The sequence below is a fragment of the Paenibacillus sp. NPDC058174 genome (genome assembly GCF_042883865.1).
Classification (GTDB): domain Bacteria; phylum Bacillota; class Bacilli; order Paenibacillales; family Paenibacillaceae; genus Pristimantibacillus.
Window position 1 is genome coordinate 236,253 of the sequence record NZ_JBHVUY010000001.1, and the last position, 22,295, is coordinate 258,547.

Genomic DNA, 22,295 nt, shown 5'->3' on the forward strand with positions numbered 1-22,295 from the left:
GACGAACAAATGTCAGATTTGGGAGCGTTGCTTCGGAAAGCAAGAGAAGAACACGGCTTATCACTTGAAGATGTTCAAGAGACGACCAAAATCCGCAAACGCTATCTCGAGGCTATAGAGAACGGCGATCACAGCATCCTGCCGGGAACCTTTTATTTAAGGGCGTTTGTGAAAAATTATTGCGAGGCCGTTGGCTTGGACGCTGATGAAGTACTCCGCTTGTACCAGCATGAAGTGCCGGCTGCGACCGTTACGGAGCAAGTATCGGAACCGGTAGCGGCAAGGGCGCCGAGAAGAGTGCAAACCCAAGCGTCGGAGCGGATTGGCAAGCTTGGCTTCAACGTGCTGATGTGGTCGTTTCTTATTCTTATTGTAGTCGTCGTCTGGGTTTATTTCGTCAGCCAAAAGGGCGATAATTCCAAAGGACTCGACGATCAGACCAAGGTCACTGATCAGGCTTCACCATTGCCTAGTGATAAAAGCGAGGCAGGTGCAGGTACGGGCAGCCCGTCTTCGACGCCAACGCCAACACCTCCGCCAGCGGAGGCAACCAGCTTGACCTTTACGGAGAAAAAAGGCAAGGTTGATCATTACGATGTCGGACCTGCCAATGTCGTCCATAAGCTGGAGATTAAAATTACGGGCGGGCCTAGCTGGACGGAAGTGCGCAAAGGCAGCGCCAGCGGCGAGAAGCTGATTGCTGTGACGTTGCAGGATGGCGAAACCAAATCATTTGATATTACGGAGCCGCTTTATGTCAATGTCGGCCGTGCCGATCTGACTGTTATTACAGTCGATGGCATTACGGTTAACGATGGCGATCAAGCGAGATCCAAAAAAGTGCTGCTCAGCCCGCTGCAGGGCGAAACATCGGGATCGCCGACGCCGCCAGCCGATGGAGAGAGCACGGAGGCGCCTTAATATTTATTTAAATCAGTTGATAGAGGAGAGCTGCGTACATGAGTTCCGAAAGTTCGTTTGACATTATTTCCAAGGTAGATATGCAAGAGCTGAACAATGCGATTCAGCAAGCGGAGCGCGAGATCGAGACACGCTTCGATTTCAAAGGAAGCAAAAGCAGCATTGCACTGGAAAAAGAAGAGCTAGTTATTATATCGGACGATGAGTTCAAATTAAACAGTGTACTCGATATTTTGCAATCGAAAATGGTTAAACGGGGCGTGCCGATTAAAAATATGGATTACGGTAAAGTCGAATCCGCATCGGCACATACGGTCCGCCAGCGCATTAAGCTGCGCCAAGGCATTGATCAGGAGCATTCCAAAAAAATCAATACGCTGATCCGGGACTCCAAGCTGAAAGTCAAAAGCCTGATCCAAGGCGACCAGATTCGTGTATCCGGCAAAAGCAGGGATGATCTGCAAGCTGTAATGGCGCTGCTTCGCGGAGCGGATCTCAAGGTGGAGCTTCAGTTTACGAACTACCGTTAATGCGCTTCGGGAGAGGGCACTAATCGGGCGAAAAGCGAGAGACAACGGCGTTTATAGCGCAGATGCTCTCGCTTTTGACATGCGGATTAAGCGTGTATTATACTTGACTATAGCTTTTCGGATATGAGCTGGGGGACGCACAGATGAGAGAACAGTTACAGTTAGGTTACACAATCAACATGAACAGCGGTATGAGCTCGCAAGCGGCTTTTGCCCGGGAGGTATCCGCATGAACCTGGCAAATAAGATAACAATCGTTCGAATTTGTTTAGTACCGATCATTATGGTGTTTTTGCTCGTTAATTTCAATTTGCCGCATTTCGCATTCAGTGACTATCAAATTACATACAATCAGATTATAGCGGCAATTATTTTTATCGTGGCGGCAAGTACAGACGGACTGGACGGCTATATTGCAAGGAAGAACAAAATCGTAACCAATTTAGGCAAGCTGCTTGATCCATTGGCAGACAAGCTGCTCGTTGCAGCTGTATTGATCTCGCTCGTGCAAATGGATAAGCTCGCTGCATGGATGGCAATCATCATCATTAGCCGTGAATTTGCCGTTACCGGCCTGCGCCAAATTGCTTTACTTGAAGGAAGCGTAATGGCGGCAAGCAAATGGGGCAAATGGAAGACAGCCATTCAAATTACGATGATCATCTCTTTGCTTCTTAACAACTTCCCATTCCATTTCATCGATTTTCCGTTTGACATTATTTCCAGCTGGGCAGCGGTTATCATTACCGTCTACTCCGGAGTAGACTATTTTGTCAAGAACAAGCACTTGATTCCGGTTCAATAACATATACCGCCGCATTTCGCCAAACAAAGCATCTTCCCGTGAAGGGAGGGTGCTTTTCCATTCAAATAACGGGCAGGGGGCATTTTCATGAAAGCAGAAATTATCGCAGTCGGCACGGAGCTATTACTGGGGCAAATTGTGAATACGAACGCTCAATTTCTATCGCAGGAGCTCGCTGCGCTAGGTATCGACGTCTATTATCAGACAGTAGTGGGCGATAATCCGGGGCGGATCCGGTCGGCTATCGAGACGGCCAGGTCGAGAGCAGACCTGCTCGTCTTTACAGGCGGTCTTGGACCAACCCAGGATGATCTCACCAAGGATGTACTGGCTGCTTACTTGAACCGCGGCATGTCCATTCACGCCCCGTCGATGGAGCAAATCGAGAAGCTGTTCAGCTCGCGCGGCATTCATATGGTGGAAAGCAACAAGCGCCAAGCCCATACGATTGACGGAGCCGACCCTTTATTTAATGAAGCCGGACTAGCGGTCGGCAATGGATTGAGTGCCGACGGCACCCATTATTTGCTGCTGCCGGGGCCTCCCCGGGAGATGAAACCGATGATGGAGGGAGCCGGACGCGAGTGGATTCGGCAAGCTCTGGGCGAGAGCCAGCCGCTCTATTCGCGGGTGCTCCGATTTGCCGGTATTGGTGAATCCAATCTGGAGGCGAAGCTTCTGGATCTGATTGACGGACAGAGCGACCCGACACTGGCCCCTTATGCGAAAGAAGGAGAGGTCGCCATCCGGGTGTCGACCAAGGCCGCAACGGAGCAGGAGGCTCTTCGTAAAATCGACGCAACCGTTCAGGCGGTCAAGGATCGTGTAGGCGAGCATTTGTACGCGCAGGAGGATATTCCGCTGGAGGAGGCTGTCGTGAGGCTCCTGAGGGCAACCAAACGCACGATGGCGAGCGCAGAGAGCTGCAGCGGAGGTTTGTTTGCCGAGCTTGTGACAAATGTGCCGGGCAGCAGCGGAGAATTTGCCGGCGGGGTTGTGACATATACGAACGTGATGAAGCATCAATTGCTGGGCATACCGATGACGCAGCTCGAAGGCGATGGAGCGCCGGGGGCCATTAGCGAATCAACGGCGGCGCTGATGGCGGAGCGTATTCGCGAAATTGCCGACAGCGACTTCGGGATTTCACTTACCGGAGTGGCGGGTCCGGCAGAGTCGGAAGGAAAGCCCGTCGGGCTCGTCTATTTCGCCATAGCAGAGCGAGGCAAGCAGACGGATGTCCATACGACGCATCTCAGCGGCAGCCGTTCGATCATTCGGGTAAGGGCGGTTAAGGCAGCGCTCTATCGTCTGTGGCAAGCCTTGTCACAGAATGAATCTTAGCATTATCCAAAAAAGGATTGTTTTCATTCCGGATATTGTCTATAATTGTCAATATGACGGAAGAACCGTGGCGAAGATTACTTTGCTGCGGTTCTTTTTTTGCTTATATAGAGCGGGAGGGAGGCGTCGGACAAAAAAAGACGAATGTATGTTCGAAAAAAGACTTGGCAACGAGGAAAAAACAAGGTATCATTACATTATAAATGAAGAAGGATGTGAGTAGCTTGTCGGATCGTCGCGCTGCTTTGGAAATGGCTTTACGTCAAATTGAGAAACAATTTGGTAAAGGCTCCATCATGAAATTAGGGGAATCCACCCATATGCAAGTAGAGATCGTGCCTAGCGGTTCGCTTGCTTTAGATATCGCTCTTGGCATCGGCGGATTGCCAAGAGGCCGTGTAATTGAAGTTTATGGACCGGAGTCTTCCGGTAAGACGACGGTAGCGCTGCACGCTATTGCTGAAGTGCAACGCGTTGGCGGACAAGCTGCCTTTATCGATGCTGAGCACGCGCTTGATCCCTTGTATGCGAGCAAGCTGGGCGTCAACATTGACGACCTGCTCCTCTCGCAGCCGGATACGGGCGAGCAGGCGCTTGAAATCGCAGAAGCGCTCGTACGAAGCGGTGCGGTTGACATTATCGTTATTGACTCCGTTGCGGCACTTGTTCCGAAAGCGGAGATTGAAGGCGACATGGGCGATTCGCACGTAGGTCTGCAAGCGCGTCTGATGTCGCAAGCGCTGCGTAAGCTGTCCGGTGCAATTAGCAAATCGAAGACGATTGCGATCTTTATCAACCAATTGCGTGAGAAAGTCGGCGTTATGTTCGGCAACCCGGAGACGACGCCAGGCGGACGCGCATTGAAGTTCTATTCCAGCGTACGTCTTGATGTACGCCGGATTGAGACGATTAAACAAGGCAATGATATGGTCGGCAACCGCACCCGTATTAAAGTCGTGAAGAACAAAGTAGCGCCTCCGTTTAAGCAAGCAGAGATCGATATTATGTACGGCGAAGGCATTTCCAGAGAAGGCAGCCTTGTCGATATCGGTACGGAAATGGATATCGTACAGAAGAGCGGCGCATGGTTCTCCTATAACGGAGAGCGTCTCGGCCAAGGCCGGGAGAATGCGAAGCAGTTCTTGAAGGATCATACAGAAATTGCTGCCGTTATCGAGAAGCAAATTCGCGAAGCGAGCAATTTATCGGCTACGGCACAGCCAGTTGAAACGTTATCGCAAGACGATGATGATGATTTTGATGAATCCGAACTGGATGATTAATACGAAATAGCAGTAACCTACGCCGTCCTTCAGGGGACGGCGATGCTGTTTTTGAGACAAAGCGAGGGATTTGATGATCGAGATTCAAGCGGTGAAGCAGGATCGCAAGAATCGCAGCCGCTATCACATACATGGGGAGGGCGAGGAGCCCCTTCTAACCGTTCATAAAGATATACTGATCCGGCATCAGTTGCTGAAGGGTCATACCTTCACAGAAGATGAGCTGGCGGCAATCCGGGATGAAGACAGCCGATACAGCGCCTACATAACGGCGGTTGCTTATTTGGGTGCCAAACCGCGAACGAGCAAGCAGATCGAACAATATTTGCAGCGCAAGGAGTTCGAGCCTGAGCATATTTCTTCGGTTGTCGAACGTTTAGAATCCGAGCATATTGTGGATGATGAAGAGTATGCGCGGCAATTTGCTGCGCAGCGTATCAAGTATGCCAGCAAAGGCCGCCGCTGGATCAAGCAGGAACTGCAGCAGCGGGGCGTGTCGAAGCAGGCGGCAGCCGATGCTGCTGATGCCATTGACAAGGAAACGGAACGGGAAGCGGCAGTGAAAGCGGCAGGAAAGAAATGGCGCTCGCTGAAGGGCGACCCGATAGACCGAAAGCGCAAGCTGGTGGGATTTTTGCTGCGAAGAGGTTTTCCCGGAGATATCGTTAAGGATGCGGTAAAATCGGTCATGGAACAGGCGGAGGCAGAAGCGGACGACGAGGAAGATGGGCTTTTGCTTGACAATTGATTTTATCAAAAGATAAAATGAACATGTATTCCTTCTATTTCAGATCAATTTTCCTTCCAAAAGTTGATTTGAAGCGATAATTTTCGTCAAATTGTTAGAAGATCAATCGGTATGAAAACCGGCTAAAACTTAATATCATCCCAAGCTTTTGCCTTGGTGAATGCAACGAGGAGGTGAACAAGATGGACCCTATCTGGATCGTGTTGATCTGTCTCGTTGTTGGCGTTATTTTCTTTGGGATTGGTTATTTTATTCGAAAGTCGATTGCCGAAGCCAAAATTTCCAGCGCTGAGCAAGCTGCTGTCGTCATTGTAGAGAATGCAAAGAAAGAAGCGGAAGCCCAGAAAAAGGAAACGGTACTGGAAGCAAAAGACGAAATCCACAAACTCCGTACGGAAGCTGAGAGAGACATTCGCGAGCGTCGCAATGAAACGCAGCGTCAAGAAAGACGTTTGCTCCAAAAAGAGGAGTCGCTGGATAAAAAATTAGAAGCGCTAGAACGCAAAGAAGAGCTAGTTGCCAACAAAGAGAAACGGATCGATGAGACACAAGACCAAATTGATTCCATCTATAAGCAGCAGCTTAGCGAGCTTGAACGCATTTCGAGCTTGACGATGGAAGATGCGAAATCGATCATTTTATCTAATGTAGAGCAGGAAGTACGTCAGGAAACAGCTCAGATGATCAAAGAGATTGAGCAGCAGGCGAAGGAAGAAGCAGACAAGAAAGCGCGCAACATTATTTCTCTCGCTATCCAACGCTGTGCGGCTGACCATGTGGCTGAAACGACGGTATCGGTCGTTTCGTTACCGAACGAAGAGATGAAGGGCCGCATTATTGGTCGCGAAGGACGGAATATCCGCGCGTTGGAAACTTTGACCGGTATCGATCTCATTATCGACGATACACCGGAAGCGGTCATTCTGTCTGGTTTTGACCCTATTAGACGGGAAATTGCCCGTACTTCTCTTGAGAAGCTTGTTGCAGATGGACGAATTCATCCTGCACGCATTGAGGAAATGGTTGAAAAATCCCGTAAAGAAGTGGATGAACGTATTCGCGAATACGGGGAGCAAGCTACGTTCGAGGTTGGCGTTCATGGTCTGCATCCGGACTTGATCAAAATTTTGGGCCGTTTGAAATATCGGACAAGTTATGGTCAGAACGTGCTGAAGCATTCCATGGAAGTTGCTTATTTGACCGGATTGATGGCTGCCGAGCTGGGCGAGGATATTACGCTCGCGAAGCGTGCAGGTTTGCTGCATGATATCGGCAAAGCGCTTGATCACGAGGTTGAAGGCTCCCATGTGGAGATCGGCGTAGAACTAGCGAAGAAATACAAAGAGCATCCCGTTGTTATCAACAGTATTGCGTCCCACCACGGCGACGTGGAGGCGACATCGGTTATCGCGATGCTGGTTGGCGCCGCCGATGCATTGTCGGCAGCTCGCCCAGGAGCACGTCGCGAGACGCTCGAGACGTATATCAAGCGGCTTGAAAAGCTGGAAGACATTTCGGAGTCGTTTGAAGGCGTTGAAAAGTCGTACGCCATCCAAGCTGGACGTGAAGTCCGCGTAATGGTGCAACCGGAGAAAATTGATGATACGGAAGCGTTCCGTCTGGCACGCGACATTACGAAGAAGATCGAAAGCGAGCTTGATTATCCGGGACATATTAAAGTTACGGTTATTCGGGAGACACGCGCGGTCGAATATGCGAAATAAAGCAACAATTAAATATGGCTTTGCGGAAAAGTGGCTGCCTGTCAGCCACTTTTCCCGTCTATGCGGGTAACAGAAAGTGAGTGACGCAAGCAATGAACGTATTATTTATCGGAGATATTGTAGGAAGTGTCGGACGGGCTGCCCTTAAGCGGGTACTGCCGGCGTTAAAGAGCAAATACAATCCGCATATTATTATCGTAAACGGCGAGAACGCCGCTGCCGGCCGAGGCATTACGGCTTCCATTGCGAGAGAGTTTTTCGAGTGGGGCGTGCATGGCATTACGATGGGCAACCATACCTGGGACAATAAAGATATTTTTGAATGGATAGATGATGAACCAAGAATCGTTCGCCCGGCCAACTTTCCGGAAGGAACACCGGGACAAGGCGCGGCTTTGATTAAAGCTAACGGCAAGAAGCTGGCGATCATCAATTTGCAAGGCCGGACGTTTTTGCCGCCAATTGATTGTCCGTTCCGCAAAGCCGACGAATTGATTGAGCAAGCGAAGGAAGAGACGAATCATATTCTCGTTGATTTCCATGCCGAAGCAACCTCTGAGAAAATCGCGATGGGCTGGCATTTGGACGGCAAAGCTTCGATCGTTGTCGGTACGCATACCCATGTACAGACGAATGATGACCGTATTTTGCCGCAAGGAACCGCATACTTAACGGACGTTGGCATGACAGGCCCGCGCGACGGCGTGCTCGGTATGGAACGCAATGCGGTGCTTCATAAATTTATGACCCAGCTGCCGACACGTTTCGTTGTTGACGAAGGACATTGGCATTTGCACGGTGTATCCGTACAGCTCGATGATGCGACAGGAAAAGCGGTCAAGCTGCAAAAAATTCGTCTTACAGAAGATGAATGGCTTCTTATGTAGCTTTTCGCAAGCTAATAATGCTTCCAAGAAAACGTCAAACCGATTCTTTGAAACTATGAATCGTCATACAATTCAGAACAGTCGGTAAAGTCGCGCAATAAAAGCAGGAATTATTTAACCTCTCTCGAATACTATTTAATAGTGGAATCCATCCATCATTCCCGAGGAGGTCCTTTTTCATGGAAGTATTAAAAGTTTCAGCAAAGTCCAATCCAAATTCCGTAGCAGGTGCGCTGGCCGGAGTTTTGCGTGAACGCGGCGCCGCTGAATTACAAGCTATCGGGGCTGGTGCATTGAACCAGGCGATAAAGGCAGTTGCGATCGCTCGAGGTTTTGTTGCGCCCAGCGGGGTGGATTTGATTTGTGTGCCGGCATTTACAGATATTGTGATCGATGGCGAAGACCGAACGGCGATAAAGCTCATCGTTGAACCAAGGTAGCATTCTTTGAACCGGCTGCTTCGGGCATTCCGCTTGAATTGTTGAACCTGTTTACGTTGTAGACAGGTTTTTTGCTTTGTCGAGAAGCAATACTTATAGGTGAGGTGAATGAATATGCCAATTGCTGATTTTCACTGTGATGTACTCTCCAAGCTGTTAGTACAGCCTGAGCTTACTTTTCTCTATAATGAGGGGGGCAAGCTGGACGTATCCTATGAGCGTCTGAAGCAAGCGGGAACTGTGCTGCAAACGTTTGCGATCTACATACCGGAGCATCTGAACGGCTCCATCGTACCGATTCTGGAGAGCATCGACTTGTTTAATGAAAAAGTGATGACATGCCCGGACATGCAGTTCATTCGAACAAAATCGGACTTGCAGCATTGCCTGTCTGCCGGCAAGATCGGCGCGATGCTGTCACTGGAAGGGGTTGACGGCCTGCAGGGCAATCTGTCACTGCTGAGAGTGCTGTTCGAGCTCGGCGTACGTGCGGCGGGAATAACCTGGAATAACGCGAACTGGGCGGCGGACGGCGTGATGGAGCCCCGCGGGGGCGGCTTAACTGCTAAAGGGAGAGAGCTTGTGAAGGAATGCGACCGTCTGGGCATCATCGTAGACGTGTCCCATTTGTCGGAGCGTGCGTTCTGGGATACGGCAGATCTGGCGAGCAGGACGATTATCGCCTCGCATTCCAACAGTAAGTCCGTTATGAACCATCCCCGGAATTTGACGGATGATCAGATTAAAGCAATCATCGCGCTGCAAGGCAGAGTAGGGATAACCTTTGTTCCATATTTCGTTGCAGGCGGGGAAAAAGTGACGATAGATGATGTGCTGCGCCACGTCGAGCATGTATGCGAGCTTGGGGGCGAGCATCATCTGATGTTCGGCTCGGATTTTGACGGCATCGATCATTATGTGGAAGGCTTGACGCATCCCGGTCAGGTGGAAGACCTTCGTGATGCGCTGCTGAAAAGATATACGGAACGGCAAACGGAAGCTTTTTTTGCAGGCAATGCATTGACCTTTCTGGCAGAGCATTTACCGGATTAATCCGGCAAATGCTCTGATCTTCTTCTGTTATGATACTAATCGAAAATCATTATCGTTTATTAAGCGTTTACATCTTGCAATTTGTTAATCTCCCCTTTACACTTGTTGTGAATGTTTATTAAGATGCTAGAAGCAGGTATAAGCTCTACCTCATAATTATGCTTATATTTCAACCCATAATCATTCATTCATGTATACGGCGTAGGCCATCAAAAAGAGGAGATGGGCATTTTGATCAGTCAATTGTCTTGGAAGATCGGGGGCCAACAGGGCGAAGGTGTAGAAAGCACCGACCGGATCTTTTCCACGGCTCTGAACCGTCTAGGCTATTATTTATACGGATATCGTCATTTTTCATCCCGTATTAAAGGCGGACATACGAACAATAAAATTCGCATCAGTACGAAACCGATTCGGGCGATTTCCGATGATTTGGACATATTGGTCGCATTTGACCAAGAGAGCATCGATTTGAATGCAAAGGAACTGCGCGCTGGCGGCGTTGTAGTGGCAGATGCCAAATTCAACCCGGTTATACCTGAAGGGGTCGATGCCAGGTTATTTGCAGTGCCGATTACGAAGATCGCCGAGGAGCTCGGAACCTCGCTAATGAAAAATATGGTCGCTTCAGGCGCTTCCTGGGCTTTGCTCGGACTGCCGCTGGAAGTATTCAATAAAGCGGTTGAAGAGGAGTTTGGCCGTAAAGGTCCGGCTGTCGTAGAGAAAAATATCGAGGCCGTTAAGCACGGCGCTGAATTTGTATTAGAGCAAGCAGGCGGCCCGCTGGACGCCTTTAAGCTGGATGAAGCCGACGGGGAGCAGAAGCTGTTCATGATCGGCAATGAAGCGATTGGACTCGGCTGCGTAGCTGCAGGCTGCCGCTTAATGTCCGCTTACCCGATTACGCCGGCATCGGAAATTATGGAATATTTAATTAAAAAGCTGCCTAAATTCGGCGGCACTGTCGTTCAAACTGAGGATGAGATTGCGGCGGTAACGATGGCAATCGGCGCGAATTACGCGGGCGTACGTACGATGACCGCCTCCGCGGGTCCTGGCCTGTCGCTCATGATGGAGGCTATCGGTCTTGCAGGGATGACAGAAACGCCGCTCGTTATCGTTAATACGCAGCGTGGCGGCCCTTCGACCGGCCTGCCGACCAAGCAGGAGCAATCCGACTTGAACGCAATGGTATACGGCACGCATGGTGAAATTCCGAAAATCGTAATCGCTCCGGCATCCATTGAAGACTGCTTCTACGATATGATTGAAGCCTTCAACCTAGCAGAGCAGTACCAGGTGCCTGTAATCGTCATGACCGATCTTCAATTGTCGCTGGGCAAGCAGTCTTGCGATGTGCTGGATCTGAACAAAATTCAGATCAACCGCGGCAAGCTCGTAACGGAAGCGCCAGAGCTGGCTCAGCACGAGCTGTTCAAGCGCTATGAGTTTACGGAGGATGGCGTCTCGCAGCGCGTGCTTCCGGGCGTTAAGAACGGCATACACCATGTGACCGGTGTTGAGCATGACGAGACGGGCAGACCTTCCGAGAGTGCCATTAACCGTCAGCGGATGATGGATAAACGTCTGAACAAGCTGAACAACCTGCAAGTGCGTGAAGCGATTCGCGTCGACGCGCCTCACGCCGAGCCGGAGCTGCTTATTATCGGCATGGGCTCTACAGGCGGCACGATTGATCAAGCGAGAGCATGGCTGGGGGAAGACGGTGTTACAACGAATCATATTACGGTTCGTCAGATTCATCCGTTCCCGACAGAGCAGCTATTTCCTTATTTGCAAGCGGCGAAAAAGGTGGTCGTCCTGGAAAACAACGCGACGGCACAGCTTGCAGGTCAAATTAAAATGAATGTTGGCTTTGCAGATAAAATCAACAGCCAGCTTAAATATGACGGCAACCCGTTTTTGCCTTCTGAAGTATATCAAGCTTGCAAGGAGCTGGTCTAAGATGGCAACTTTTAAAGAGTTCCGCAACAATGTCAAACCGAACTGGTGCCCGGGCTGCGGCGATTTCTCGATTCAAGCGGCTATTCAGCGCGCTGCTGCAAACGTGGGGCTGGAGCCGGAACAGCTTGCTGTTATTTCCGGTATCGGGTGCTCCGGGCGTATTTCAGGCTATATTAACGCTTACGGGCTGCACGGCATTCACGGCCGCGCGCTCCCAATTGCACAAGGGGTTAAGCTGGCTAACCGCGAGCTGACTGTTATTGCCTCAGGCGGCGACGGCGACGGCTTCGCTATCGGGATGGGTCATACCGTTCATGCGATCCGCCGCAACCTCAATATTACGTATATCGTCATGGACAACCAAATTTACGGACTGACGAAGGGTCAAACCTCGCCGCGCAGCGCCGAGGGCTTCAAGACCAAGTCGACGCCGGAGGGCTCGATTGAATCGACGCTATCGCCGCTTGAGATCGCCATGTCGGCAGGGGCGACTTTCGTTGCGCAATCCTTCTCCAGCGACCTGAAGCAGCTGACCAGCCTGATCGAAGAGGGAATTAAGCATGAAGGCTTCTCCCTGATCAACGTGTTCAGCCCTTGCGTCACCTTCAATAAGATCAACACCTATGACTGGTTTAAGGAGCATATCGTCAACCTGGAGCAGTTCCCGGATTACGATCCTTCCAATCGTATGGCAGCGATGAATAAAATTATGGAAACAGAAGGCATGCTGACCGGACTTATCTATCAAAACAAAGAACGCAAATCCTATGAGGATATGATTACCGGCTTCCAGCAGGAGTCGCTGTCCAAACAGGATCTGACGCTTTCCGAAGCGGATTTCAATAAACTTGTAGCCGAATTCAAGTAAATGTTATGATAAGCATGCGGCAAAAACCTGCCGCATGCTTATTTCTTCCAATTACATAACTAACCAGAGAGGATGTTGACAGAAATGGAACAGAAATTGGTGCCGATTGGCGTGTCGGCTAGACATATTCATTTATCGCAGGAGCATGTTGAAATTTTATTCGGAGAAGGCTATACGTTAACGGAGATGAAGCCGTTGTCCCAGCCAGGCCAATATGCAGCTAACGAGACGGTAGAGGTGATCGGGACGAAGGGTACTTTTCCTAAAGTGCGCATCTTGGGCCCTGCCCGCAGTAATACACAGCTGGAAGTATCCCGTACGGATGCGTTCTCGATCGGCGTGAACCCGCCGCTTCGCGAATCCGGCAATATCGCTGGTTCTGCCGGCGTAACATTGAGAGGACCTAAAGGCGAAGTGACAATTGCGGAAGGCGTAATCGTTGCCGCTCGTCACATTCATTTCCATACAAGCGATGCAGAGCGCTGGGGCATTCAAGACAAGCAGCTGCTTCGCGTACGCTATGGCGGAGAGCGCGGTGTCGTATTCGAGCAGGTAATCGCGCGGGTGTCGCCTGATTTTGCACTTGACATGCATATCGATACGGATGAAGCGAATGCAGCGGGAGTTGCGAACGGCTCAACCGGAGAGATTATTGACTAGATAGCTGGCAATCGACTGAAAATCAGAAAAGACGGTACCAGGATCGCCATCCTAGTACCGTCTTTTCACTTTTTTACGTTAGGGACTCTCTTAGCTGTACACCGAACAGCGGCTATATTACTTGGAGTATATTTCTTTAAGACCTTCCTTCAACGATAATGGTTTTCTTCCCAGAATCGATTCGAGATCGTTGGTTAATAGCGTATAACGCCCCTCTCTCATGTCTGTGACGTAACCTGAAAGTGCAGAGATTGCATATTCGGGCACACCAGCGCTTCGCAGTGTTTCCTCAAAAGATTTCAAATCAGCATTAATATAGTTTACGGTTTTCCCTGAGATTTCCGAAAGAATTTCCGCCAAATTTTCAAAGCTGTAATGCTGGCTTCCAGTAAGCACATAAGTTTTATTTTCGTGATTAGGCTGTAAGCTAACGTTAGCAGCCGCTTCACCAAGTTCCCTGCGGAGCGCAAACGGAACGCGCGCGTTTCCTGCTGGCAAATAGATGCCTGTATCAAATACATTGTCTCCTAGAAACATTGGAAGGGCATCTGCATAAATCGTGTTACGTAAAATTGTATAAGGTATTTGGCTTTCTTTAATATAATCCTCTGTTTGGAAATGCGGTTCCAGCATGGTGTGTAAAGTTGAGGATTCGAACTCTTTTACTGCAGATCCGATATAAATCAGGTGGTTTACACCTGCTTTGTTAGCAGCATCTACAACGTTCTTATGCTGTTGAAGAAGCTTGCCTTGATCGTTTGATGAAATCAGGAGTACCTTATCTACCCCCTGCATTGCTTTTTCCAGAGAATTAATATCATCATATTCTCCTAACCGTATGTTAACCCCCTTTTCTTCAAACGAGGCCGCTTTAGTTCTATTTCTCGCCAGTGCTGTTATATTCTCAGGTTCTATCTTGGTCAACAAATGATTGATTGCCGCTATTCCCAAATTGCCAGTTGCTCCAGTTACTAAGATCATTATCTATGCACTCCTTATTTTCGTTCTTTTTGCCAAATGGGGGTTTAAGATGAAAGAATATTCCGATAATTATACAGTTTAAATTTTAAATGTAGATACCTCCTTTTAAGCAAAAGCTCCAATGCAGCGTGCTGCTCCATTTGACGATTTTTATTTTAAAACGTAGAATTAACTCATACAATGGTCGATATTTATCAACATGACAATTAATAGTCAGATGCTAATTAATTGACTATTATCTTTATGAAATGGCGGGTATATAGATGGTTAAGGAAAAAGTCGATCTTCGTATTTTAAAGACAAAAAAAGCGATTAAAGAAGCGTTCTTGTCATTAATTCAAACAAAAGGATACGAAAAGATATCCGTTCAGGACATTGCGGACACAGCCATGATTAATCGAAATACTTTTTACTTGCATTATTCAGATAAACTTGCTCTTATGGAAAGCCTGTGTCTAGAGAGCGTAGAAAAATTAACGGTTTCCTTTCGTATGAACATGAGCAACATGCACAAAATGGATAAGGAAACGCTTCGTTCAAGTTTGAGAAACATGTTTGAAGTTATTGAAACTAATATAATATTTTTTCAAGCCATGTTGAGTCCAAGCGGTTATCCTAACTCTTCGATTTATCTGAAAAACACAATAAAAAAGTTTGTCCTTGACGATACTGGCCATCAGGATCTAAATAGAAACATAATGATGAGCCTTGAGTATATGATATCTGGCCTGGTTGGGGTAATTACGATGTGGGTGGCGGACCACGAGAATTTGGAGGTTGAGGAAGTAATAGAACAGTTGAGTGAACTCCATTTTAATAACCTCTTGTATATGGTAAATAATCATCTATAAAAATAAATAACAGAAGGATAAAGTTTCTTGCATGAATGGTAAGTTATTTTCATTATCATTTTATTTAATTGACCAAATTGAGAAATAGAAATCTACTCCTCAAAATGGTATAATTTTTTGATGGAGAAGTGAAATCAATGATTTGATGAGTTGAACATATAGATGAGGAAGGGGAGACTATATGGGGACGAAGGAGACAAACACGAAGGATTACTCCAAATATTTCGATTTCTCCGATGCGAAAGTGTTAAGCGAAGAGGATGGCAAGGTAACTTATCGAATTAAGGGGCGGAACATTCAGATCAATGCCGCTCCAGATCATAAAGCGGAGAAGAAGCGCGGCAAATCGGATATCGAGGTCCACTATGACTTTGAAATTCCGGAGGAGCTGCAAACTCTGGGCAAGGGCAAGTTTTATTTGATCCAAACCTATGGCTGCCAAATGAACGAGCATGATACCGAAGTGATGAAGGGCATGTTCGAGCAGATGGGCTATGAGGCAACTGAGGACCGCAGGCAGGCTGATGTCGTTCTGCTCAACACATGTGCGATTCGTGAAAATGCCGAGGACAAGGTGTTTGGCGAGCTTGGCCATTTGAAGGTGCTGAAGCAGGAGAAGCCGGGTCTCATCCTCGGCGTCTGCGGCTGCATGTCGCAAGAGGAATCGGTTGTAGGCCGTATCCTGCAAAAGCATGCGTTTGTCGATATGATCTTCGGCACGCACAACATTCACCGTCTGCCGCATTTGCTGCAAAATGCATACTTCAGTAAAGAGTTAGTCGTCGAGGTATGGTCCAAAGAGGGCGACATTATCGAGAATATGCCGAAGAAGCGCGAAGGCATGCGAGCTTGGGTTAACATCATGTACGGCTGCGATAAGTTCTGCACGTATTGCATCGTTCCATACACAAGGGGCAAGGAACGGAGTCGCCGGCCGGAGGACGTCATCGCAGAAGTGCGGGAATTGGCGCGCCAAGGGTTCAAAGAAATTACGCTGCTGGGGCAAAACGTTAACGCCTACGGCAAAGATTTTGAAGATATCGAATATCGATTTGGCGATTTGATGCTAGACATGTCGAAGATCGACATTCCCCGCGTACGCTTTACGACGAGCCATCCGCGTGATTTCGACGATCATCTGATCGAAGTGCTGGCGACTGGAGGCAATCTGGTGGAGCATATCCATCTGCCGGTACAGTCGGGCAGCACGGAAATTTTGAAACGGATGAGCCGCAAATATACGAGAGAGTCCTATTTGGAGCTCGTCCGCAAGATTAAGGCAGCGATTCCGAATGCGATGCTGACCTCCGATATAATCGTCGGCTTCCCTGGAGAGACCGATGAGCAATTCGAGGATACGCTTTCCCTGGTTCGCGAGGTAGGCTATGATTCGGCCTATACGTTCATCTATTCGCCGCGTGAAGGGACGCCTGCCGCAGAGATGGCTGATAATGTGCCACTAGAGGTTAAGAAGCAGCGTCTGCAGCGTTTGAACAGTCTGATGGCGGAGATGAGCCGCGAGAGCCATGAACGGCTGAAGGGCGAAGTTGTCGAAGTGCTGATTGAGGGCGAAAGCAAGAACAATCCCGACATTCTGGCAGGCCGCACGCGCACGAATAAGCTTGTTCATCTGGAGGGTCCGGCAGAATGGATCGGCCAATTCGTACAAGCTAGGGTAACGGAAGCCAAAACATGGTATATTAAAGCAGAAGCATTAAATCGCGATGTCAGCCATCCGGCTGTATCTTAACGATAAAACAGGGGAGAGATCACAATGTCAGAGCAACAGAACGCCGTTCATTCGCATGACCATCAACATGATCACGAGCATGGGGACGGCTGCGGCATTCCGAAGTTCAATACCCGCGATCTGATCGTGCGCAAAGATATTATGGAGAAAGCGGAGGAGCTGGCGGGCCTCATCTTCACTTCGGAGGAAGTGCAGCACTATCGCCGTGCGGAAAATCAAATTCAAGGCAATACGCGCGTTCAAGGCTTGATTGCACAAATTAAGAAAAAACAAAAAGAGCTTGTCGCTTTCGAGACAACGTTTAAAAACGAAAATATGGTGAAAAAAATCGAAGGCGAAATGGAAACGCTCCAGGACGAGCTCGACGGTATTCCAATCGTTTCCGAGTTTCAACAAAGCCAGACGGACATCAACTATTTGCTGCAGCTTGTCGTATCGATCATTCGCGATACCGTTTCGGAAAAAATTAATGTAGAGTCCGCATCGGTGGAAGCACCGGCAGAATGCGACTAATAGAACAGGGAAGCGCTTGTCCGATGAGGACAAGCGCTTCTTCCCCTATAACCATCTAAAAGGAGTGTATAGAGATGAACCCATTTACATTTGTTAACCCTACAAAGCTTTATTTCGGACAAGGGCAGTTGAAGCATCTGCCCGCAGAAGCGGCAAAACATGGCCGCAACGTGCTGCTCGTCTATGGAGGCGGCAGCATCAAGCGCAATGGACTTTACGAGCAAGTCTTGGAAAAGCTGAGCGAAGCAGGCTGTGTCGTGACGGAGCTGGCCGGTGTAGAGCCTAACCCCCGTATTACGACGGTCCGCCGCGGTGCGGAGCTTTGCCGCAAGGAGAATGTAGATTGGGTTCTGGCGGTTGGCGGCGGAAGCACGATTGACTGCGCGAAGGCGATTGTGGCCGCAGCTAAGTTCGACGGCGATTTCTGGGACGTCATTACGAAGAAGGCTTATGTTCAGGCCGCTCTGCCTCTAGGCACGGTATTGACACTTGCTGCTACCGGCTCGGAGATGAATGCCGGTTCGGTTATTTCTAATGAAGAAACACTAGAGAAGCATGGCTGGGGCAGCCCGTTCGTATCGCCAGCATTCTCTATTCTCGATCCTGCTTTTACAGCGAGTGCGCCAAAGGATCATACCGTTTATGGCATGGTCGATATGATGGCGCATGTATTCGAGCAGTATTTCCATCATGATCCGGCCACTCCGGTTCAAGACGGCTTTTGCGAATCCATCATGCGTGCGGTCATTGCCACGGCTCCGCTGCTGGTAGACGATTTGACCAATTTGCAATACCGGGAGACGATATTGTACAGCGGAACGATGGCGCTGAACGGCTTTCTGTCGATGGGCATCACAGGCGACTGGGCTAATCATGATATGGAGCATGCGGTTTCGGCCGTATACGACATCCCCCATGGCGGCGGCTTGGCGATTTTGTTCCCGAACTGGATGACCTACGTATTGGATGACAACGTGACGCGTTTCCGGCAGTTTGCGGTTAATGTGTTTGGCGTCAGCACAGAGGGGAAAACAGACCGGCAGATCGCAGAGGAAGGCATTCATGCCTTGCGCGAGTTTTGGAACGGAATCGGTGCGCCGTCCAGACTGGCCGATTATGATATTGACGACAGCCGCTTAGAGGAAATGGCGGAGAAGGTAACCGGCAGCGGGACGCGCGGCAGCTTCCGCAAGCTGACGAAGGAAGATGTCATCGCGATTTACAGGATGTCGCTGTAAGCGTCATACGATGGGGACTGCCCGGCTTTTATAAAGCAGGCATAGTGCGCTAAGTGCTAGCGAGCCAGATGTGGGACAAAATGCAAAAGTGCATTTTGACAAGCCTCTAAACGCCCTAAATGACGATCAAAATGTAGAAGTACAGTTGAATTCCGTTATTTCGGCCTTTTAGGGAGGTTTTAGGCAATTCAACCTGCATCTTTGCATTTTGAAGCAATAAATCTCCGATTTATCTGCTAACAGCCTGCATTATTACATTTTAATTTGTAACTCTGCAACAACTGGCTGATTGTCGGATAACATTGGCGAAAATATAAAATGGCGGTGCCGGGATCTCCCTGCACCGCCATTTCTCTGTTTTTTCCGCTTTTTCAATTATAGATTCGAATTAGGAGCGCTTTGCAGCGATTTGCCCTTCATTGACGATTGAATGCGCAGGATGTATGGTTTTAATGAGACGGTTAGAACAGCTGCTGCGAATGATTTAATGACATCGCCAAGCAAGAACGGGTAACAGCCTGCTGCCATCGCTTTTTGGAAGCCAAGGCCAGTCACATGCATCAGCCAAGGAACGCCGGCCACGTAGGAGATCAGAGAGCCGAACAGTTCAAATGCAATGAATAGGGCGATAAAAGTAACCGTCCGATTGGCCCGGAGCTTCTCATTGTTAAATATGTAGCGGGTTGCGAAGCCGATCAGCATGGCACAGAACGGAAAGATAAATAAAAAGCCGCCTGTCGCTCCGACCAGATAGGAGATGCCGCCTTTGCCATGAAGAAGGGGCAGGCCTGTTGCGGTTAGCGCAAGGACGATAAGAATGGATAAAAAGCCGTTGCGCGGTCCGAGAAAAGCTCCTGCCAGCGTCAAAGCCAGCGTCTGAAGCGTAATGGGGACGGGCAGGCCCAGTCTAAGCTCAATAGAGCTCATAGCGATGAATAAAGCGGCGAATAATGCGATGAATACAAGGTTGCGTACGTTGCTGGTAGAACGCATAGTAAATCGACTCCTTCATTTTTTCGTTGCCAAGTTATATGTTAACCGTTTATCATTGTTATTAGGTTAACAAATCGGATTGTAGCACAGCTAGCCGTTTTGTGGAAGAGGTCAGGTGAATTTTTTTGGAAAGAAATTTATTATTGCAGTTAACTGATGTTGCGGTTCGGCCGTTTGCCGTTAGCGAGCAAGAAGAGTCAGCCGCTATCCTTAAAAACATACATATGCGTGTAGAAGAAGGAGAATGGATCGCTTTAATAGGGAGGAACGGAAGCGGGAAAAGTACGCTGCTCAAGCTTATTGCCGGTTTTCAAGCCGGAGAGGCAAGCGGGTATTTGAACTGGGGAGACGCTTTGGCGGCCAGAAGCGGAATCAAAGCGCCTATCGTTATGCAGCAGCCGGAAGCGTCCATGGTTGGTGCTACGCCTATTGAGGATCTAATCATTATGTTAGAACAGAATGGCTTAAAAGACGGGCTTATCGCTGAACAGGCTGCTCAAGCGCTGGAGCGGACCGGAATGCTTGATCGTGCCCATCAACTGGTTGGCACATTGTCCGGCGGGCAAAAGCAGCGGGTTGCCATCGCAGGCTGCCTGGCGGTGGAAGCGCCTATTCTGCTAATGGATGAGCCGACAGCGATGCTGGATCCCGAAGCTGCGATTCATGTGCATGAAATCGTCCGCGAGCTGAACCGCTCGGGGATTGCTGTTATATGGATTACACAGAAGCTGGATGAGCTGAGGGAGGGCGATCGGGTAGTTGCGCTTGAGCAAGGAGAGATCGTATTCGATGGCGCTGCCGAAGGCTTCTATGTCCGGGGCGGAGCAGGGGAAAGCGTCTGTGAAAGGCTGGGCTTCGAAGCGCCTTATGTCGTTCAAACCGTATGGGAGCTTGAGAAGCTTGGCGTACAACTGGCGGCTTTGCCGCTTACGCCCGCTGCGCTTGCAAAGGCGGTGCATAGCCGATGAGCGGAAATTGGACCTTTAAAGATGCATCGGTGGATGCTGTTGTCGAACAGAGAAGTAAACGAATCATCGGTCCGATTAACGGCAGTTTCCAGCAAGGCCGGATTACACTGCTTGTAGGAGCCAATGGAGCAGGAAAATCAACACTGCTGGAGACGATGGCAGGGCTTAGAGCGCTCCAGTCAGGGAGCGTTGCGCTTGGGGGCAGCTCTCTGTGGGAGAAGGGCAAACGCGGCAAAATACGGCTGAACCGCAGCGTGCTTCTCAATACCGGAATTGCGCTGCAGCATTCGGAGTCGCAATGGTTCGCTCCAAAGACAAGTGAAGAATTTCGCTTCTCCTTAAAGCCATACAAGCTGACAGGAGCGGAACAGGAAGACCGCATTCGAAAGGCGATGAAGGCAACTGGCCTTCCGTCGCAGCTGGCGGATGCGGATCCTTGGACGCTGAGCGGCGGTCAGCAGCGCAGATTGTCGCTTGCTTGTCTAATTGCTTGCGAGCCCAAATGGCTGCTGCTCGACGAACCGACGTCCGGCCTGGATACGGCGGGTATTAGCCAATTGCTCAACGTGCTTCAAGCGCATCGGGAAGCGGGAGGCGGTGCCGTCATATCGACACATGATTTGGATGCCCTGCTGCCAATTGCTGATGAGGTGGCCGTCATGGAGGACGGATTATTGCGCCAGGGGGTACCGGCGGCGGAATGGGCAGCAGCACATCTGTCTGATGGCGCCGCTCCGCAGGCGCTGCGAGTGTTGGCCGAGCTGCAGAATGCGAGCATTGATGTCCCCCGCTCAAGCGGCGGCATGAAGCTTTGGCCAAGTCCAAGTGAGCTTGCCGGGTCGCTGGCGTCACAGTTTGCGGCGTGCCCTCAGGAGGGCATGAAAGAGATTATGCCAACGCGTTTAGTGCAGCCAGCAGCATCAACAGTTACAGCTGCGAGTCATCAAGTCCTTTCTGGAGATCTCATATCTAATCATCGAGTGCAGGAAGCGGCGAAAGTGCCTCCCGGTTTGCATCAAAATATTATCGGCGCAACGGGACTGACATCGCGTTTCGATCCGCGCGCGCTCATTCTGTCGTACGTGCTGTTAGCTGCTGCGATATTGATGCAAGGCAGGTGGGCGGGCATTGCGGCATCAGCGCTCTTAACCGGGTTAGCCTTATTTCCGCTTCGCGCGCAAATAAGGCCCTGGATGAAGGTGATCCGGGCCTACAGTATTATGATTGCGGCAATCGCTTTTATTGCCGGAATTCAGTTGAAGCCGCTTGGCTTTCAGTGGCCGAATGCGGAGTTTACGCTTCTGAAGTTCAGCGGGCTGTTAATCGTCATGCTGCTTGGCCTGCCTATGCTGGCGATGGTCACGCCGCTGCGCGTCCAACGGGCTATCGAGCAAACGTTTGGCTGGCTGGGCCGCTTCAAGGTGCCGGTCCGCTCCGCCGCCCTGACGGTGACGCTCATCTTCCGCTTCATTCCGCTGCTAGGCTCGGAATGGCAGCGTTTTGCGACAATCGCCCATGCAAGAGGGAAGGCGACATCGCAGCTGGGTTCGCTGCCCGTATCCATGCTGTTTCCCGTCGTCATTCCCTATATCCGGTCACTGCTTCGGCTGGCTGAACAGCTGGCTGATGCACTGGAAGCGAGAGGCATCGGCAGTCCGGACGGAAAGCCGACGCGAGGCTTCACACTGCGATTCAAGACGGGCGACGTACTGCTTATGCTTGCCGCACTATTGTCGGCAGCAATTCTCTTTTATTTGAAAACCGTATTATAAA

At 49.7% G+C, this 22,295-nt stretch carries 21 protein-coding genes; 19 read left to right on the plus strand and 2 right to left on the minus strand.

The window, feature by feature from the left end:
* Positions 1–9 precede the first annotated feature (9 nt).
* From ACFVVF_RS01045 to pduL, 13 genes are all read left to right on the plus strand, one after another.
* Entirely contained in the window at positions 10–921 is a 912-nt protein-coding gene (locus ACFVVF_RS01045) for a helix-turn-helix domain-containing protein (protein ID WP_387804591.1), read from the plus strand.
* A 38-nt stretch (positions 922–959) separates the two neighbouring features.
* The gene (locus tag ACFVVF_RS01050) at positions 960–1,451 is read left to right on the plus strand and encodes a YajQ family cyclic di-GMP-binding protein (RefSeq protein ID WP_387804593.1); all 492 of its coding nucleotides are present in this window, start codon (positions 960–962) and stop codon (positions 1,449–1,451) included.
* A 229-nt stretch (positions 1,452–1,680) separates the two neighbouring features.
* Positions 1,681–2,256: a CDP-diacylglycerol--glycerol-3-phosphate 3-phosphatidyltransferase gene (pgsA, locus tag ACFVVF_RS01055; RefSeq protein ID WP_387804595.1), complete on the plus strand. Its 576-nt coding sequence runs from the start codon at positions 1,681–1,683 to the stop codon at positions 2,254–2,256.
* 87 nt (positions 2,257–2,343) lie between these two features.
* Positions 2,344–3,600 carry a competence/damage-inducible protein A gene (locus ACFVVF_RS01060; protein WP_387804596.1) on the plus strand — a complete coding sequence of 419 codons (1,257 nt, stop codon included), beginning with the start codon at positions 2,344–2,346 and terminating at the stop codon, positions 3,598–3,600.
* Positions 3,601–3,824: 224 nt separating this feature from the next.
* Complete coding sequence (recA, locus tag ACFVVF_RS01065) at positions 3,825–4,883, plus strand: recombinase RecA (protein ID WP_387804598.1); 1,059 nt, start codon at positions 3,825–3,827, stop codon at positions 4,881–4,883.
* Between the two features lie 73 nt (positions 4,884–4,956).
* The gene (locus ACFVVF_RS01070) at positions 4,957–5,631 is read left to right on the plus strand and encodes a regulatory protein RecX (RefSeq protein ID WP_387804600.1); all 675 of its coding nucleotides are present in this window, start codon (positions 4,957–4,959) and stop codon (positions 5,629–5,631) included.
* Positions 5,632–5,813: 182 nt separating this feature from the next.
* A complete protein-coding gene (rny, locus tag ACFVVF_RS01075; RefSeq protein ID WP_042160613.1) occupies positions 5,814–7,355 on the plus strand; it encodes a ribonuclease Y in 1,542 nt (513 codons plus the stop codon).
* A 92-nt stretch (positions 7,356–7,447) separates the two neighbouring features.
* Positions 7,448–8,242 (plus strand): TIGR00282 family metallophosphoesterase, encoded by a 795-nt coding sequence (locus ACFVVF_RS01080; protein ID WP_387804602.1) that lies wholly within the window; start codon positions 7,448–7,450, stop codon positions 8,240–8,242.
* A gap of 179 nt (positions 8,243–8,421) precedes the next feature.
* On the plus strand, positions 8,422–8,682 hold the full coding sequence (locus ACFVVF_RS01085; protein WP_005550495.1) for a stage V sporulation protein S: 261 nt from the start codon (positions 8,422–8,424) through the stop codon (positions 8,680–8,682).
* Positions 8,683–8,790: 108 nt separating this feature from the next.
* A complete protein-coding gene (locus ACFVVF_RS01090) occupies positions 8,791–9,735 on the plus strand; it encodes a dipeptidase (RefSeq protein WP_387804603.1) in 945 nt (314 codons plus the stop codon).
* Positions 9,736–9,966: 231 nt separating this feature from the next.
* The gene (locus tag ACFVVF_RS01095) at positions 9,967–11,700 is read left to right on the plus strand and encodes a 2-oxoacid:acceptor oxidoreductase subunit alpha (RefSeq protein WP_387804605.1); all 1,734 of its coding nucleotides are present in this window, start codon (positions 9,967–9,969) and stop codon (positions 11,698–11,700) included.
* Between the two features lies 1 nt (position 11,701).
* Positions 11,702–12,568: a 2-oxoacid:ferredoxin oxidoreductase subunit beta gene (locus tag ACFVVF_RS01100; RefSeq protein WP_387804607.1), complete on the plus strand. Its 867-nt coding sequence runs from the start codon at positions 11,702–11,704 to the stop codon at positions 12,566–12,568.
* 84 nt (positions 12,569–12,652) lie between these two features.
* Positions 12,653–13,228 carry a phosphate propanoyltransferase gene (gene pduL, locus ACFVVF_RS01105; RefSeq protein ID WP_387804609.1) on the plus strand — a complete coding sequence of 192 codons (576 nt, stop codon included), beginning with the start codon at positions 12,653–12,655 and terminating at the stop codon, positions 13,226–13,228.
* A 117-nt stretch (positions 13,229–13,345) separates the two neighbouring features.
* Here the strand turns inward: pduL and ACFVVF_RS01110 are convergent, their stop codons facing one another.
* On the minus strand, positions 13,346–14,209 hold the full coding sequence (locus ACFVVF_RS01110; RefSeq protein ID WP_387804611.1) for an SDR family oxidoreductase: 864 nt from the start codon (positions 14,207–14,209) through the stop codon (positions 13,346–13,348).
* A 263-nt stretch (positions 14,210–14,472) separates the two neighbouring features.
* On the opposite strand from ACFVVF_RS01110, the gene ACFVVF_RS01115 reads away from it, so the two are divergent.
* The 4 genes from ACFVVF_RS01115 (at position 14,473) to ACFVVF_RS01130 (ending at position 18,561) form a co-directional block, all read left to right on the plus strand.
* Positions 14,473–15,060: a TetR/AcrR family transcriptional regulator gene (locus ACFVVF_RS01115; protein ID WP_387804613.1), complete on the plus strand. Its 588-nt coding sequence runs from the start codon at positions 14,473–14,475 to the stop codon at positions 15,058–15,060.
* Positions 15,061–15,241: 181 nt separating this feature from the next.
* Positions 15,242–16,810 (plus strand): tRNA (N6-isopentenyl adenosine(37)-C2)-methylthiotransferase MiaB, encoded by a 1,569-nt coding sequence (miaB, locus tag ACFVVF_RS01120; RefSeq protein ID WP_387804614.1) that lies wholly within the window; start codon positions 15,242–15,244, stop codon positions 16,808–16,810.
* Between the two features lie 24 nt (positions 16,811–16,834).
* Complete coding sequence (locus ACFVVF_RS01125) at positions 16,835–17,323, plus strand: YlbF/YmcA family competence regulator (protein WP_387804616.1); 489 nt, start codon at positions 16,835–16,837, stop codon at positions 17,321–17,323.
* A gap of 74 nt (positions 17,324–17,397) precedes the next feature.
* Positions 17,398–18,561: an iron-containing alcohol dehydrogenase gene (locus tag ACFVVF_RS01130; protein WP_387804618.1), complete on the plus strand. Its 1,164-nt coding sequence runs from the start codon at positions 17,398–17,400 to the stop codon at positions 18,559–18,561.
* A gap of 375 nt (positions 18,562–18,936) precedes the next feature.
* Here ACFVVF_RS01130 and ACFVVF_RS01135 read toward each other — a convergent pair whose 3' ends face one another.
* Positions 18,937–19,554: a biotin transporter BioY gene (locus ACFVVF_RS01135; protein ID WP_387804619.1), complete on the minus strand. Its 618-nt coding sequence runs from the start codon at positions 19,552–19,554 to the stop codon at positions 18,937–18,939.
* A gap of 125 nt (positions 19,555–19,679) precedes the next feature.
* Between ACFVVF_RS01135 and ACFVVF_RS01140 the strand changes: the two genes are divergently transcribed.
* Together ACFVVF_RS01140 and ACFVVF_RS01145 are read left to right on the plus strand one after the other, a co-directional pair.
* Positions 19,680–20,522, plus strand: coding sequence for an ABC transporter ATP-binding protein (locus ACFVVF_RS01140; protein WP_387804620.1), 843 nt, complete (start codon positions 19,680–19,682; stop codon positions 20,520–20,522).
* Positions 20,519–22,294 carry an ATP-binding cassette domain-containing protein gene (locus tag ACFVVF_RS01145; protein ID WP_387804622.1) on the plus strand — a complete coding sequence of 592 codons (1,776 nt, stop codon included), beginning with the start codon at positions 20,519–20,521 and terminating at the stop codon, positions 22,292–22,294. Before ACFVVF_RS01140 ends, ACFVVF_RS01145 begins: the two co-directional genes overlap by 4 nt.
* The last annotated feature ends 1 nt before the right edge of the window (position 22,295 follow it).